15 protein-coding genes are annotated in these 14,899 nt (G+C 71.4%); 8 read left to right on the top strand and 7 right to left on the bottom strand.

What is annotated here, in order from left to right; translation table 11 throughout:
- The first annotated feature begins 93 nt into the window (after window positions 1–93).
- From ACGFZS_RS12330 to ACGFZS_RS12320, 3 genes are all read left to right on the top strand, one after another.
- Entirely contained in the window at window positions 94–720 is a 627-nt protein-coding gene (locus tag ACGFZS_RS12330) for a hypothetical protein (RefSeq protein WP_393795029.1), read from the top strand.
- A gap of 397 nt (window positions 721–1,117) precedes the next feature.
- A complete protein-coding gene (locus tag ACGFZS_RS12325) occupies window positions 1,118–1,477 on the top strand; it encodes a hypothetical protein (protein WP_393795028.1) in 360 nt (119 codons plus the stop codon).
- 145 nt (window positions 1,478–1,622) lie between these two features.
- Window positions 1,623–3,143: a lysyl oxidase family protein gene (locus ACGFZS_RS12320; protein WP_393795027.1), complete on the top strand. Its 1,521-nt coding sequence runs from the start codon at window positions 1,623–1,625 to the stop codon at window positions 3,141–3,143.
- A 209-nt stretch (window positions 3,144–3,352) separates the two neighbouring features.
- Here ACGFZS_RS12320 and ACGFZS_RS12315 read toward each other — a convergent pair whose 3' ends face one another.
- Window positions 3,353–4,282: an NADP-dependent oxidoreductase gene (locus tag ACGFZS_RS12315; RefSeq protein WP_393795026.1), complete on the bottom strand. Its 930-nt coding sequence runs from the start codon at window positions 4,280–4,282 to the stop codon at window positions 3,353–3,355.
- Between the two features lie 94 nt (window positions 4,283–4,376).
- Between ACGFZS_RS12315 and ACGFZS_RS12310 the strand changes: the two genes are divergently transcribed.
- Window positions 4,377–4,811, top strand: a complete 435-nt coding sequence (locus ACGFZS_RS12310; RefSeq protein WP_393795025.1) for a winged helix-turn-helix transcriptional regulator — start codon at window positions 4,377–4,379, stop codon at window positions 4,809–4,811.
- Here ACGFZS_RS12310 and msrA read toward each other — a convergent pair.
- The 3 genes from msrA to ACGFZS_RS12295 all read right to left on the bottom strand — a co-directional run bounded on the left by msrA (window position 4,748) and on the right by ACGFZS_RS12295 (window position 8,402).
- Window positions 4,748–5,416 carry a peptide-methionine (S)-S-oxide reductase MsrA gene (msrA, locus tag ACGFZS_RS12305; protein WP_393795024.1) on the bottom strand — a complete coding sequence of 223 codons (669 nt, stop codon included), beginning with the start codon at window positions 5,414–5,416 and terminating at the stop codon, window positions 4,748–4,750. The two genes, ACGFZS_RS12310 and msrA, sit on opposite strands and share 64 nt — an antisense overlap.
- A gap of 111 nt (window positions 5,417–5,527) precedes the next feature.
- A complete protein-coding gene (locus ACGFZS_RS12300; protein ID WP_393795023.1) occupies window positions 5,528–7,162 on the bottom strand; it encodes a M48 family metalloprotease in 1,635 nt (544 codons plus the stop codon).
- Between the two features lie 121 nt (window positions 7,163–7,283).
- Window positions 7,284–8,402: a hypothetical protein gene (locus ACGFZS_RS12295; RefSeq protein ID WP_393795022.1), complete on the bottom strand. Its 1,119-nt coding sequence runs from the start codon at window positions 8,400–8,402 to the stop codon at window positions 7,284–7,286.
- A gap of 142 nt (window positions 8,403–8,544) precedes the next feature.
- Here ACGFZS_RS12295 and ACGFZS_RS12290 point away from each other — a divergent pair, with 142 nt between their 5' ends.
- Window positions 8,545–9,702 carry a cystathionine gamma-synthase gene (locus tag ACGFZS_RS12290; RefSeq protein WP_393795021.1) on the top strand — a complete coding sequence of 386 codons (1,158 nt, stop codon included), beginning with the start codon at window positions 8,545–8,547 and terminating at the stop codon, window positions 9,700–9,702.
- 42 nt (window positions 9,703–9,744) lie between these two features.
- Here the strand turns inward: ACGFZS_RS12290 and ACGFZS_RS12285 are convergent, their stop codons facing one another.
- The 3 genes from ACGFZS_RS12285 to ACGFZS_RS12275 form a co-directional block, all read right to left on the bottom strand.
- Window positions 9,745–9,993 carry a hypothetical protein gene (locus ACGFZS_RS12285; protein ID WP_355716826.1) on the bottom strand — a complete coding sequence of 83 codons (249 nt, stop codon included), beginning with the start codon at window positions 9,991–9,993 and terminating at the stop codon, window positions 9,745–9,747.
- Entirely contained in the window at window positions 9,990–10,496 is a 507-nt protein-coding gene (locus ACGFZS_RS12280) for a sigma factor-like helix-turn-helix DNA-binding protein (RefSeq protein WP_393795020.1), read from the bottom strand. Before ACGFZS_RS12280 ends, ACGFZS_RS12285 begins: the two co-directional genes overlap by 4 nt.
- A gap of 501 nt (window positions 10,497–10,997) precedes the next feature.
- On the bottom strand, window positions 10,998–11,498 hold the full coding sequence (locus ACGFZS_RS12275) for a MarR family transcriptional regulator (RefSeq protein ID WP_365687141.1): 501 nt from the start codon (window positions 11,496–11,498) through the stop codon (window positions 10,998–11,000).
- Between the two features lie 161 nt (window positions 11,499–11,659).
- On the opposite strand from ACGFZS_RS12275, the gene ilvA reads away from it, so the two are divergent.
- The 3 genes from ilvA to ACGFZS_RS12260 all read left to right on the top strand — a co-directional run bounded on the left by ilvA (window position 11,660) and on the right by ACGFZS_RS12260 (window position 14,891).
- Complete coding sequence (ilvA, locus tag ACGFZS_RS12270) at window positions 11,660–12,889, top strand: threonine ammonia-lyase (protein WP_393795019.1); 1,230 nt, start codon at window positions 11,660–11,662, stop codon at window positions 12,887–12,889.
- 188 nt (window positions 12,890–13,077) lie between these two features.
- A complete protein-coding gene (locus ACGFZS_RS12265) occupies window positions 13,078–14,094 on the top strand; it encodes an ATP-binding cassette domain-containing protein (protein WP_393795018.1) in 1,017 nt (338 codons plus the stop codon).
- Window positions 14,095–14,111: 17 nt separating this feature from the next.
- Window positions 14,112–14,891: an ABC transporter permease gene (locus ACGFZS_RS12260; RefSeq protein WP_355716950.1), complete on the top strand. Its 780-nt coding sequence runs from the start codon at window positions 14,112–14,114 to the stop codon at window positions 14,889–14,891.
- Window positions 14,892–14,899: the final 8 nt, after the last annotated feature.

Here is a 14,899-nt window from a genome sequence, read left to right as displayed (position 1 = left end):
GCTCCGCTGCCCTCTTGATCTGTCTCGTCATCTCTTCATGATCTCGTTTTGGCTGGCTACCGTACGAAGCCGGGCAGTTGAGAGGATCACGGCATGGCAGCCTGCAACGAACATCCCCCCGATGGCTGGTCCTTCCTGGGGGTCGGTGACCCGTTCTTGGTTGCCCACTACGAGCAGCGCGGCCTTGTGGCCGTGGCAGGCACACATGCACACGGCAAAGCTACGCCGGTCGCGGTCTACGACAGTCGTTCCTTCGTCCGCCGCGCGTTCATCCACTCACGCTTCCCCGTCCACGCACTGGCCTTCCATCCCCGGCACCCGCTGCTCGCGATAGGTACCGGTAGGTACGACGGTGGCTACTTCTTCGAGGGGGAGCTACTACTTCTGCACCTGAAATCGGGCGCGGTGACTTCTCTCATCGAAAACGAGTTCGGTCGTCAGGTTCTGGGACTGGAGTGGCTCGACGCACAGTCGCTGCGTCTCCTCATGGCACCGCCCGACGACTGGCAGGACGAGGCGGCGCACGAGAACGGACACGTCGCCGTGGTGGACCGAGCTGACTGGACCGCCGTCCCCGCCCGGTCACTCAGCGGTCGGGACCTGGCCGGCCCGAGGACCCTCTCACCGCGTCCCGAGCGCGGCGAGGCGGCGCAACGAGCGGTCGCTACGCTGCGATCCCTCTGGCAAGCCCGATGGGCCGGACCTTCGGGAGAACTGTGAAGGTTCATCCACGTCACCGGGACGGCACGATGCACCTTGGTTGCGGACGGAGTTGTGTGAACGCGGCTCGATGACTCACGTCATCCTGTCCCGCCTCCACGAGGGGCCTGTCCTCCCGGGCCGCGTAGGTCGCGCGGATCTGATGGTGTGGTCCTTCCATGAGGGAGGCGTCACTTGGTCAACGACGTGCCGGACGGGCTGAGTCGAAGGGCTCGGTATTTCGTCGGGGTGCACGGCGTCAAGGTGGGTGTCCGGGCGGTGGCGGAGCCACAGGCAGTGGTGGCTCGACCGGGAGGTTCCTGCGGCGGTGATCGACCGGATGGCGGCCTTTCCCGACGTGCCCGAAGGGTCGTCGGCCGAAGGATGGTGCTTCGAGGCAGGTGACCAACGGACCTCCGTGCCCTACTCGTTCATGATCGGGCCGGGCGATGAGTTCGGCATCCAGGCCGAGCGGTGGACACCCCTGCACGCGACCGTGGAGGGATGGATCGAGTCGCTCGCACTGGCGCACCACGCGTCCATGTGGGCCAGGCGGATCACCAGGGTCACCGGCGACGACGTCGACGGCATCGCCCTGGACGGCTACGAGCCCGTGCACGAGGTGCGGGGGCTCGCGGACACCTGGTGGCGGGGACGGGACTCACTGGTGGCGATCTACTCCGGGGAGGCCGAATGCCTGTCCTTCCCCCGGGGCCGGAGCGCGCTCGTCTACTCGGGCCTCGACGAGTGGGGACTGCGCGGGGGAGTCGAGCCGTAACAAAGCCGCTTACCGGTCCGCGACTTTCGGTCGGCAGGCAACCGGAGCCGGCTTCTCCCCCTTTTCACAGATGGCACACAAGAAACTCCTGCTGTGCCTGTGAAACGTGCACGACTCGTCCCGACCAGACGCAGAGAGAGCACCCATGACCAGACACCACCCCAATGCCTTACGGCGTTCGGCGTTCATCGCCGCTGCCGCCCTCACCGTCGGCGCCGCCGGAACCCTCGCCGCGCCCGGCGCGGGGGCGGCGACACCGGCGGGCACGCCGAAGCTCGCGCTGATCGCCGCCGCCCCCGCGGTGACCGTCGACCGATGGGAAGGGGAGCCGGGGGTCTACCTGGACCTCGGTACGTACATCACGGTCGACGGGGGACCGTTCGAGATGCGCGTGACGCGCAAGTCCTACAACGACCCCGTCGTCGCGTCGCAGGTGATCCGCTCCGGCGGCCGGACGGTGACCAAGACCCTGCCGAAGGGCCTGGTGAAGGACTTCTCGGGCCTGCCGGGCTTCCTCAAGGTCAGCATCAGCGACGCGTCGGGCGTGAAGAAGGTCGACACCACGCAGTCGTTCTGCCCGAACAACCGGGCGGGCCGGATCCGGCCGGACGCCCCGGCCACCTCGAAGTACCCGGACGGCTGCGCCGACAACCCGTTCGCGCTCGGCGGGGTGTGGGGTGTCGAGAAGGGCTGGGCGGCCGCCACGTCCCAGGGCTTCCGCGGGGACGACGCGATCGACCTGCCGGCCGGCGTCTACACCGCGAAGGTGTCCGTGGCGAAGAAGTACCGCACCCTGTTCGGAATACCGGACAAGACACAGACCATCAAGGTGACGGTCCGCCAACAGGACTCCGGCGGGGGCCAGGGTCTGGCCGGCGCCGAGCGCTGGCGGAAGAGCGCGTCGAAGAGCCTGAAGCCGGCCGCCGGCCGTCCGGTCGGCAAGGCGGCCGTCGCCGCCGACATGCCCAAGCCCGACCTGCGTGCCCTCCCCGCGTACGGCATCGCGATCACCGACGGGGGCGAGGGCGGAGTGGGTGCCGTCGCCGGCAAGGACTACCTCGCCTTCAGCGCCACCGTCTGGAACGGCGGCCCCTCGCCGCTGGTCGTCGACGGGTTCCGCAAGCCCGGCGCGGAGAAGATGGACGCCTACCAGTACTTCTACGACGCCAAGGGCAAGCAGGTCGGGTACACGCCCACCGGCACCATGGAGTGGGACCCGCGGGAGGGCCACCAGCACTGGCACTTCAGCGACTTCGCCAGCTACCGGCTGCTCGGCGCGGACAAGAAGGAGATCGTCCGCAGCGGCAAGGAGGCGTTCTGCCTGGCCAACACCGACGCCATCGACTACACGGTGAAGAACGCCAACTGGCACCCGTACAACACCGACCTCGCCACCGCCTGCGGTGAGGAGACCGCCATCTCGGTGCGCGAGGTGCTCGACGTCGGCAACGGCGACACCTACAGCCAGTACCGGCCCGGTCAGTCCTTCGACGTCACGAGCCTGCCGAACGGCACCTACTACATCCAGGTCATCGCCAACCCCGACAACCGGCTCAAGGAGCGGAGCACCGCCAACAACGTCACCTACCGCAAGGTCGTCCTCGGCGGCACGCCGGGCGCCCGCACGGTGACCGTGCCCAAGTACGGCCTCATCGACGCTCCCTGACCACCCGGCGGGCGGGGGCGAATGCCTCCGCCCGCTCATCGGCGAGGCGCCGGGCGCCGGTCGCCGGTCGTACGGCACGACGTACGACCGGCTGCCCCGAGGCCTTGAGCCCGAGCGCCCGCGGAGCCGGGGGGAGGGCGATCTGAGCGCACGTCGTGGAGGCGAACACCTCCTGTGCCCAATCGGGACGGCGAGGCCCCGCGACGGGATCAGACGGTGAGGACGAGCTTGCCCTGGAGGTGACCGGCGTCGAGCAGCCGGTGCGCGTCGGTGACGCGCTCGAACGGGAATGTCTCCTGCACGTGGACCCGGAGCCTGCCCTGTTCGACGAGTTCGACGAGACCGCGCAGGGCGACCGGATCGGGGTCGACCCCGATGCCGCTGAAGCGCATGCCGGCCGCCTCGTACCTGGCGATGAGCGCCGTATCCTCCTCGGCGACCGCCGTCACCAGGTGACCGCCCGGGCGGAGCACTTCGAGCGACCGCTCGACGGTGTCGCCGCCGATCGTGTCGAGCACGACGTCGACGTCGCGGACCGCCTCGGTGAACTCGACCGCCGTGTAGTCGATCACCTCGTCGGCGCCGAGCCCCTCGACGAACTTCCGCTTGCTCGCACTGGCGGTCGCGATCACGTGCGCGCCGTGTGCTTTCGCGATCTGGATCGCGACGTGGCCGACCCCGCCACCACCGCCGTGGACCAGGACGCGGTCGCCCTCCCGCACGCCGCCGAGGTCGACGAGGCCCTGCCACGCCGTCAGCCCGACGATCGGCAGCGCCGCCGCCTCGACGTGCGAGAGCGACGCCGGCTTCCGCACCAGATGCAGCGCCGGCGCCGACACGAACTCGGCGTACGCGTTCGCCGCCTGCGGGAACAGCGGCATCCCGAACACCTCGTCGCCGGGCCTGAACCGCCACGACTGCGACGCGTCCTCGACCACTCCGCTGATGTCCCAGCCGAGGACGAACGGCGGCCGGCCGAGCAACGGGAACTCGCCGGCGCGCAGCCGCGCCTCCAGCGGGTTCAGCCCGATCGCCCTGACGCGGACGAGAACCTCGGTCGGAAGCGGCCGGGGCTCGGGCGCGTCCGCGATGGTGAGCACCTCGGGACCGCCGAGCGACTGCTGGGTGATGACGCGCATGACTCTCCTGGCTCTGGAAGGGAGGGGGAGAGAACCCAGGCTAGGTTTCCGACAGGAACCGGCAAGTACCTTCGGCGCCGGTATCTTGGGCGCCATGAGCGGTTGCGGTCCCGGCGATCCCTTTCTCGCCGACTGTCCGGCGCGGCTGGCGGTCGAGCTGATCGCCGACAAGTGGTCGGTGGTCGTGCTCTACGGCCTCAGCAAGGGCCCGGTGCGCCATGGCCAGTTGATCGAGCTGATCGGCGGCATCTCCCGCAAGATGCTCACCCAGACGCTCCGACGGCTCCAGGCGCACGGACTCATCCGCCGCCACGCCCACGCCGAGGCGCCGCCCCGCGTCGAGTACGAACTCACCCCGCTCGGGGCGACACTGATCGATCCGATCCACATGCTGACCGAGTGGGCGAGAGAGCACGGCGACGCGGTACTCGACGCACTCGACGCCGACACCGAGCCGCTGTTCGATCAACCCCCCGCGGAAGCAACGCCGATCGGGCAGGACACGCCCGTCCCGCCCAACCCGCAGTAACCGGCGGGGTTCTTGTCGAGGTACTGCTGGTGGTGGGCCTCGGCGGGGTAGAAGGGGCGGTTTTCGGCGGGGAGGATCTCTGTGGTGATGGGGCGGTGGTGGCCGGCGGCGGTGAGGGAGTTCTGGTAGGTGGCGCGGGCGGCCTCGGCTGTGGCTGCCTGTTCGGGGGAGTGGGTGTAGACGGCGGAGCGGTACTGGGTGCCGACGTCGTTGCCCTGGCGGAAGCCCTGGGTGGGGTCGTGGGACTCCCAGAAGGTCTTGAGGAGGCGGTCGTAGGAGATGAGCTTCGGGTCGTAGACCACGCGGACCGCCTCCGTGTGGCCGGTGAGGCCCGAGCAGACCTCCTCGTAGACGGGGTGCTCGGTGTAGCCGCCCTGGTAGCCGACGAGCGTCGTCCAGATGCCCGCCGGGAGCTGCCAGAACTTGCGTTCGGCGCCCCAGAAGCAGCCGAGGCCGAAGTCGGCGATCTCCAGGCCCTCCGGGTAGGGGCCCTGGAGCGGGGTGCCCAGGACGGTGTGGCGGTCGGGGACCTCGAACGCGGGCCCGGGGCGGCCCTTGAGCGCCTGTTCCGGGGTGGGGAGCTGGGGCGTGCGGCCGAAGAACATGGGGTCTCCCTGTCGGGCTGGGGACGGGGCGGGTGGGGCGGAGCACCTGCCTGCCCCGCTGCGACACCCGCGGCACTGGCGTCAACGTGGCGGGTGCCGTCCGTATTTCGTTCAGGCGGGCTGGGGAGCCGGTGGCAGCAGGGCGCGCAGCGGGGCCGTGTCGGGGTGGTCGGCGAGAGCCGCGTCCACGGCGGCGCCCAGCGCGGCCTCCGTGCCTGCCTCGCCGTCGAGGTCCGACGCCGATCCGGGCAGGCGCACCGCCGCCGGCCGCGACCAGGAGAACTCCCAGTGCAGCAGCGACCGCGCGCTGAACTCCGCCAGCACCATGCTCTGCAGGGAGTCGCGCAGCACCGGCCGTACGCGCTCCCGGAACTCCTCGGCCTGCGTGGCCGCCGCCTCCTCCGACAGCGGCAGACGCTGGGCCAGCTGCCACAGCTGACCCTCGTCGATCACCGTGAGCAGCGCGGGCAGGGTCGGCAGGTCCTGGGTGTGGAAGGCCAGCGCCCGGTGCAGCGGGGTGTCGAGCGTGGCCAGCCCCACCGCCATCGACGAGTCCAGCAGCGGCTCCCACCCCGGCGCGCGCTCGAACTGCCGTACCTCGTCGGTCAGTACCGCGTCCTCCAGCGCGGCCAGCGTCCGGGCCGGGTCGGCGAGCAGCGCGAGCGCCGGGTCGCCGTCCTCGGCGCCGCGCCCGTCGGCGGGCAGCTCCTCGACGCGGGCCACCCGGTCGGCGATCGGCGGGTGGGAGTCGTACGGGGAGGCGGGCTCTGTCGGCAGTTTCTCCCGGAGCCTTGCCAGCTCCGCCGCGCGTGCCGTCAGCATGCGGCCGAAGCCGCCGAAGAACTGTCCGCGCGGCGGGAGCCGGCGGGCCGGGAGGCCGAGTGTCGCGTACGACTCCAGGTAGAAGCCGTGCGCCGCGGCCAGCACCGGGATCTCGCGCAGCGCGGAGGCGGTCGCGTCCCGGCCGGCGATCCGCGCGGCGGCCAGGTCGGCGGCGTACTCCTGCGCGCGGGCCGTCGACAGCGTGGCCCGCATGTAGAGCTTCGCGTACGCCGTGTAGACCGCCGCCATCATCCGGTACGTGAACCCGGCGCCGGCGGTGTCGATCTCCTTGGCCTTCCTGCCCTTCGCGGTCCGCTTGGCGGCGGCCTGCTCCTGCCGGGCGCGCTCGGCCGCCTCCCTGGAGTCGGCCCTCGCGTGGAAGTGGCCGACGGTCCGCCCGATCTGCGCCCGGCCGCGCACGACGAGGGCCGACAGCCGGGTGTCACCGCCGGTGAAGTGGCCGTACTCATGGGCGAGTACGGCCCTCAGCCGGGCCTCGGTCAGCCCGGTCAGCAGCGGTACGCCGAGGTAGAGGCGGCGCGGTCCGGGGCGCAGGCCGAGCAGCCGGGGCTCCTCGCTGACCGCCGCGTTGACGTCACCGGTGAGCACGATGGTGTCCGGGGCGGGCGTGCCCGTCGCCGAAGCCAGCTCCCGCACCAGGGCCCACAGCCGGGGCTCGTCGGCCTCCGTGACCACGATGCCGGCCGGGCCCTCGCCCCTGGGCGTGCGCAGCATGACCATGCCCCGCACGATCGGGACCGCCAGCAGCAGCGAGACGATCGCGATCTTCCCGGCGACGGCGGCGGGCGCCCAGCCGAACGCCGCCGCGTCGAGCGCGGCCAGCGCCGCCAGCAGGACGAGACTCAGCAGATAGAAACCGCAGAGCAGAACGAGGGCGCGCAGCGCCCGCAGAGTTGCGCCCATCGGGCAGATCCCCCCACAGGATCCCGGAAACGGGAAACGACAACGAACGACACGGAGAACGGACTCAAAGGAGAAACGGATTCAAGGGAGAAACGGATTCTAGGGAGAGAGGAGAACGGACTCAGCTGTGCAGGGACGCCGGGGTGCCGCCGTTCGCCTCGTATCCCGCCACCGCCAGCGCGCGGTAGAGGGCGAACTCGGCGGCCGGGTCGGCGGACAGCGTCCACGGCAGGGCCCCCACATGCCCGTCCACGCGTATCAGCTCGCCCATGGCCTCCGCCCAGCGCTCGGAGCGCACCAGGAAGAACACCAGCAGATGACGGACGTGGGCGAGCATCGGGTCGTCCTGGCGGGCCGCGTGCACCGCGTGCAGGGCGCCGTGGACCGCCTTGGTGACGACCTCGCTCTGGTAGAAGCTCACCACCAGGTTCACCTCGGGGAGGTGCTCGAAGACCGCGAACAGCGGCATCGCGGCCAGCAGCGAGCCCTGCGGGGCGCGCGCGGCGGCGGCCTCGGCGAAGGAGTACGCCAGCTCGCGCGAGCCGTGCCACTTCTCGCACCAGTAGTGCAGCGCCGCCAGATGCGCCCCCATGTGCGTGGGCGCGCGGTCCAGGATCTTCAGCCACAGCTGCTCGAACTCCGGCTGCGGGTAGTTCAGCCCGCGCGCCACCGACAGCTCGATGATGTACGGCACCGGGTCGCCCGGGGAGAGCAGCGCGGCCTGCCCGCAGGCGTCCCTGGCCTCCTCCATGATGATCCGGAAGTCGTCGGTGCCCGGCGTCGACGTCCGCCACGCCTGCTGGACCAGGAACTCGGCGTGCACGGCGGCGCCGCCCGCGTCCTTGGGCTGCTCGGCGCGCCACACCCGCAGCCACTGGCCGCCCGGCGTCTCGCTGACCCCGCCCGGCCGCTGCTGGAGCTCCAGCGCCGCCGCGCCGGCGAAGGCCTGCACCCGCTGCCAGCGCACCTCGCCCGAGATCTCGGTGCCCGCGAGCAGCTGCGAGGCCGCGTGGTAGTCCTGACCGCGCTGTACGACGTCGAGGACGTCGAGCAGGTCCTGGTCGGGGCCGGGCATGCGGATGTCCAGGTCCTCCTCGCGCACGAAACCGTAGTCCGCCGGGTCGGCGGCGTCCGGGTGGCTCGGGTGGACCCGCTCGATCATGCCGCGCCGCCGCCGCAGGACGGGGAGCAGCGCGAAGCTCAGCAGGAGCAACGCCATCAGGGTCCAGAGAATCGCCATGTCACAAGCGAACCAGACGGCGCCGACAATTGGCCAACCGGTGCCCCGGCCTGTGGACGACGCGTGCCCCGGCCTGTGGACGACCGGCGCCGCGACCTGTGGACAACGCGTCCGGGACGCCGGAGCACTAGGCTCGTCCACCATGAGCGACAGGCACCACATCAGTCAGCACTTCGAGACGCTCGCCATCCACGCGGGCAACACGGCGGACCCCCTCACCGGTGCGGTCGTACCGCCGATCTACCAGGTCTCGACCTACAAGCAGGACGGCGTCGGCGGCCTGCGCGGCGGCTACGAGTACAGCCGTAGCGCCAACCCGACCAGGACCGCGCTGGAGGAGAACCTCGCCGCGCTGGAGGGCGGGCGGCGCGGGCTCGCGTTCGCGTCCGGCCTTGCGGCCGAGGACGCCCTGCTGCGCACGCTGCTCAGCCCCGGCGACCACGTGGTCATCCCGAACGACGCGTACGGCGGCACGTTCCGGCTGTTCGCGAAGGTCGTCTCGCGGTGGGGCGTGGAGTGGTCGGTGGCCGACACCAGCGATCCGGCCGCGGTGCGCGCCGCGATCACCCCGAAGACCAAGGCGGTCTGGGTGGAGACCCCCTCCAACCCGCTGCTCGGTATCACCGACATCGCCGCGGTCGCCCAGGTCGCCCACGACGCGGGCGCGAAGCTCGTCGTCGACAACACCTTCGCCACGCCGTACCTCCAGCAGCCGCTCGCGCTCGGCGCGGACGTCGTCGTGCACTCGCTGACGAAGTACATGGGCGGTCACTCGGACGTGGTCGGCGGTGCGCTGATCGTGTCGGACCAGACGCTCGGCGAGGAGCTGGCGTACCACCAGAACGCGATGGGCGCGGTCGCCGGGCCGTTCGACTCGTGGCTGGTGCTGCGCGGCACCAAGACGCTCGCGGTGCGCATGGACCGGCACAGCGAGAACGCCACGAAGGTCGCCGACATGCTGAGCCGGCACGCGCGCGTGACGCGTGTCCTCTACCCGGGCCTGCCCGAGCACCCGGGGCACGAGACCGCCGCCAAGCAGATGAAGGCCTTCGGCGGCATGGTGTCGTTCCAGGTCAGCGGCGGCGAGGAGGCGGCCGTCGAGGTCTGCAACCGCGCCAAGGTGTTCACGCTCGGCGAGTCGCTGGGCGGTGTCGAGTCGCTGATCGAGCACCCCGGCCGGATGACGCACGCCTCCGCGGCCGGTTCCGCCCTGGAGGTGCCCGCCGACCTGGTGCGGCTGTCCGTGGGCATCGAGAACGTCGACGACCTGCTGGAGGACCTGCAGCAGGCGCTCGGCTAGAGCACCGGCCCATCACCGGCCGACCACCCGCTCAGCGTCGGTTCACCAGCCGACCACGGGCGGGGTCGTCGTGGACGGCGGCTCCGCCCACGGGTGGACCGTCGCCGCCCAGACGGTGAACGCGACGGCCGCCGCGCACAGCAGCAGCCACAGCAGACGGCGCACCCGGCGCCTGCGCCGCAGCAGGCGGCCGCCCCGGCGCAGCGCCTCGCCGTAGAGGTCGGGCGGCAGCGGGGGCGGCGTCCGTTCCATGATCCGGCGGGCGGCGGCCTCGCGTTCGACGCGGTTCACGACGGCGCCACCTCCGCCCCCACCACCCTGGGCGCCGCCTTCCGCGGCGGGTGCAGCAGGGTGGCCGTCGCCCGTTCGCAGAGGATGTGCACGCGTTCGGTGGGCAGGCCGAGCAGGGCCGCCGTCTGCTCCTCGGCGACCCCCTCGTACAGGCGGAGCACCAGGATCAGGCGTTCCCGGGGGGTCAGGACGGCGAGGGCGCTGCGGGGGTGCGGCCGGGTGCGGCTCAGCGGGCCGCCGTACTCGTGCCACGCGGAGTTCGCGAAGCGCAGGGCGAGGAACTGCCGGGCCATGTCGTACGGGTCCTCGCCGTGCAGCCGGTCCCAGCACGCGTAGGTGTGCGCGAGCGCGCGGGTCAGCAGGCGGCGCGCGCGGGGGTTGGCGTCCGGGGCCTCGGCGGTGAGCAGGGTGGCGGCATGCAGCAGCCGTCCTGCCGCGCCCGCGACGAACGCCTCGAACTCCCGGGCCCGGCGGGCGTCTCGGAACGCCTGCCGATCGCGCACCGTGCCTCCCCGTCCACGGGCCCCCGGGACACGGGTACGGCGGGGCCCGGTCTCATATGAGGCCAGCGGCAGGCCCACGGTCAAGAGCCGCGCAGCACGCGCGCGTACCGGATACACGGGTTCCCGCGCGCGGCCACTGCGGGAGAGGCGGCGGGCCCTCGTGGCGCGTCGCTGAGAGGGGCGGCGGGCCCTCGTGGCGCGTCGCTGTAAGAGGGACGGCGGGCCCTCGTGGCGCGGCCGCTGTAAAGAAGGGGCGGCGGGCCCTTGAAGCGCGGCTGCTGTAAGAGAGGCGGTGGGCCCTCGCGCGGTGGTGGTGCGAGGGTCGGTGGACGCCCGTGCGCGGTGGCGGTAAGAGGAGCGCGGGTGCTTGCGCGCGGCGGTGGTACGAGGGTCGGCGGCCGTCCGTACACGTGGCGGTACGAGGGTCGGTGGCCGCCCGTGCACGTGGCGGTACGGGCCGCGCGGGTGCTTGTGCGCGGTGGTGGTGTGTGGGGCGGGTGGTCAGCCGGCCGGCGGGGTGTCCGTGCCCGGGGGGACGGCCATGCGCGCGGAGAGGGCGGTGTTGAAGCGCGTGAGCAGCGCGCAGAACGTCTCGCGCTCCTCCGGCTCCCAGTCCTGCGTCAACTCCGCCATCAACTGGCGCCGTGACGAACGCACTTCCTCCAGCCGGGACAGCCCGCGCGGGGACAGCTGCAGCACCACGGCCCGCCCGTCCTCGGGGTGCGAGGTGCGCTTGACGAGCCCGGTGTCGACCAGCGGAGCCACCTGCCGGGTGACCGTCGAGGAGTCGATCCCCATGCTCGCGGCGAGCGCCTTGACCCCCATGGGGCCCTCGTTGTCCAGGCGGTTGAGCAGCAGGTACGCGGCGCGGTCCATGGAGTTGCGCACCTGTCCGACGCCGCCGAGCCGGGTCTGTTCGGCACGGCGGGCGAACACCGCCACCTCGTGCTGCAGCGTGTCGAGAAGACCGCTGTCACCGACGGTCGTCATGTCCATCGACATTTCAGGTGTTGTGGGCATGGCGGGGGGCTCACTTCATGAAGAGTGCTGTGGTGGGGGACAGAGTACGCGGACAGGGGGCGAGCCGTACCGGCGCTGCGCAAACCGGTCTCGGAGCTTGGTCACACCCGCGGCGGCGGCCTGTGAACTGCGAGACTTGAGTCATGAGCTACGGCACGGCTGACTCCTTGCGCCCCGTCACCCTCGACGACGTGCGCGGCGCCCAGAAGATGCTCACGGGTGTCGCGCGGGCGACCGCGATGGAGGGCAGCAGGCACCTGTCCCAGCTGGTCGGCTCGCCGGTGCACCTCAAGTGCGAGAACCTCCAGCGGACCGGTTCCTTCAAGCTGCGCGGGGCCTACGTCCGGATCGCCGGGCTGCTGCCCGAGGAGCGGGCCGCCGGGGTCGTCGCGGCCAGCGCCGGCAACCACGCCCAGGGCGTGGCGCTGGCCTCGTCGCTGCTCGGTGTGCACGCCACGGTGTTCATGCCCAAGGGCGCCCCGCTGCCCAAGATCAGCGCCACCCGGGAGTACGGCGCGGAGGTGCGGCTGCACGGCCAGGTGGTCGACGAGACGCTGGCCGCCGCCGAGGAGTACGCGGCCGAGACCGGCGCGGTCTTCATCCACCCCTTCGACCACCCCGACATCATCGCCGGTCAGGGCACGGTCGGCCTGGAGATCCTGGACCAGTGCCCGGAGGTCGGCACGATCGTCGTCGGGGTCGGCGGCGGCGGGCTCGCGGCCGGGATCGCGGTCGCGGTGAAGGCGATCAGGCCGGATGTGCGGATCGTCGGCGTCCAGGCGGCGGGCGCGGCCGCGTATCCGCCCTCGCTGGCCGCAGGGCACCCGGTCACGGTGCGGCACCCGGTGACGATGGCCGACGGCATCCGGGTCGGACGCCCCGGTGACGTGCCGTTCGCGATCGTCCGGGATCTCGTCGACGAGGTCCGCACGGTCGGCGAGGACCAGCTCTCCGCCGCGCTGCTGCTGTGCCTGGAGCGGGCCAAGCTGGTCGTGGAACCGGCCGGCGCCAGCCCGGTGGCGGCGCTGCTCGCCGAGCCGGGTGCCTTCCCCGGACCGGTGGTCGCGGTGCTGTCCGGCGGCAACGTCGATCCGGTGCTGATGCAGCGGGTGCTGCGGCACGGCATGGCCGCGCAGGGCCGCTACCTGGCGGTTCGGCTGCGGCTGACCGACCGGCCCGGTGCCCTCGCCACGCTTCTGGGGGTGTTGTCAGTGGTCGACGCTAACGTCCTGGATGTGAGTCACGTCCGGACCGACCCTCGGCTCGGGCTCGCGGAGGCGGAGGTCGAGCTGCACCTTGAGACCAAGGGACCCGCACACTGCGCCGAGGTCGGCCACGCCCTGCGCGAGGCCGGATACACCGTCATCGACTGAATTCCGCCAGAATCCGTTCATTCACTCGTTCGGGAAAATCCGTCGACGGACGCGATACATCGCGTTATGGTGTGCCGCATGGCTGTGGCCGTGCCCGCCTGCCGTCCCGCCGGCGAGAAACCATAGGCGGCCCCAAGAGTGCGAACCAAGCCCTTTTCCGAAGCATCCCCAACGACGTGGAGACTGATATGCCAGGCGCCATCTATGCCGAAGGGCTGGTCAAGACCTTCGGCGACGTAAAGGCACTGGACGGCGTCGACCTCGATGTCCCCGAAGGCACGGTCCTCGGACTGCTCGGGCCGAACGGCGCGGGCAAGACCACGACCGTCCGCTGCCTGACCACCCTGCTCCGCCCCGACAGCGGCAAGGCGGTCGTCGCGGGCATAGACGTGCTGAAGCAACCGGACGCCGTACGCCGTTCCATCGGCCTGTCCGGGCAGTTCGCGGCGGTCGACGAGTACCTGACCGGCCGCGAGAACCTGCAGATGGTCGGCCAGCTCTACCAGATGAAGGCCAAGCAGGCGAAGGCCCGCGCGGTCGAGCTGCTGGAGCAGTTCCATCTCACGGACGCCGCCGACCGCCCCACCAAGACCTACTCCGGCGGCATGCGCCGCCGCCTCGACCTCGCCGCCGCCCTGGTCGTCTCACCGCCCGTGATGTTCATGGACGAACCGACGACCGGCCTCGACCCGCGCAACCGCCAGCAGCTGTGGGAGGTCATCAAGGACCTCGTCTCCGGCGGTACCACCCTGCTGCTCACCACCCAGTACCTGGAGGAGGCCGACCACCTCGCCCACGACATCGCGGTCGTCGACCACGGCCGGGTCATCGCCAAGGGCACCTCCGACCAGCTCAAGGCACGCACCGGCGGCGAGCGCGTCGAGGTCGTGGTGCACGAGCGCGAGCACATCCCGACCGCCGCCGAGGTGCTGGCCGGCTTCGGCAAGGGCGAGACCTCCGTCGAGGAGCACACCCGCAAGCTCACCGTGCCCGTCACCGGCGGCGCCAAGCTGCTCGCCGAGGTCATCCGCGAGCTGGACACCCGGGGCATCGAGATCGACGACATCGGCCTGCGCCGCCCCACCCTCGACGACGTCTTCCTGTCCCTGACCGGACACGCGGCCGAGGAGAGGTCCGCGGACGACGGCGAAGAGGGCGGTCAGCACAACCCCCGCAAGGACAGCCGCAAGGAGGCCGTGAAGTGAGCGCCGTGAACGACTCCATGGTCGTCGCCCGCAGAAACCTGATCCGCATGGGCCGGATCCCCGAGATGCTCATCTTCGGGCTGATCCAGCCGATCATGTTCGTGGTGCTGTTCACCTATGTGTTCGGTGGCTCGATCACGGTCGGTTCGTCCAGCTCCACACAGGCCTACCGCGAGTTCCTGATGGCCGGCATCTTCGCGCAGACGGTCACGTTCGCCACGGCGGGCGCGGGTGCGGGGATCGCGGACGACATGCACAAGGGGCTCATCGACCGGTTCCGGTCGCTGCCCATGGCGCGCGGTGCGGTCCTCACCGGGCGCACCCTCGCCGACCTGGTGCAGACCGCACTCACCCTCGTCGTCCTGGCGGTCGTGGCGTTGATCGTCGGCTGGCGGACGCACGAGAACCTGGGCAAGGTGCTCGCCGGGTTCGGGCTGCTTCTGCTGCTGGGGTACGCGTTCTCGTGGATCGGTGCGCTGATCGGTCTGTCGGTGCGTACTCCGGAGGCGGCGACCTCGGGCGGGCTGATCTGGCTGTTTCCGCTGACGTTCATCTCGAACGCGTTCGTGGACGCGAACCACCTGCCGGCCTTCCTGCGGCACATCGCGGAGTGGAACCCGTTCAGTGCGACCGTGCAGGCGTGCCGGGAGCTGTTCGGGAACCTTCCGCCGGGCTTCAACGCGTCCGACGCCTGGCCCATGCAGCACCCGGTCTGGGCCTCGCTGATCTGGTCGGTCGTGATCATCCTGGCCTTCCGGACGCTCGCGGTCCGCAAGTACCGCCGGGCAGCCGGCTGAGCCCGGCG

The sequence above is a fragment of the Streptomyces sp. NPDC048288 genome (genome assembly GCF_043201555.1).
Taxonomy (GTDB): domain Bacteria; phylum Actinomycetota; class Actinomycetes; order Streptomycetales; family Streptomycetaceae; genus Streptomyces.
The sequence above is the reverse complement of the archived record's forward strand: the minus strand, read 5'-3'. Positions and strand labels throughout refer to the sequence as shown.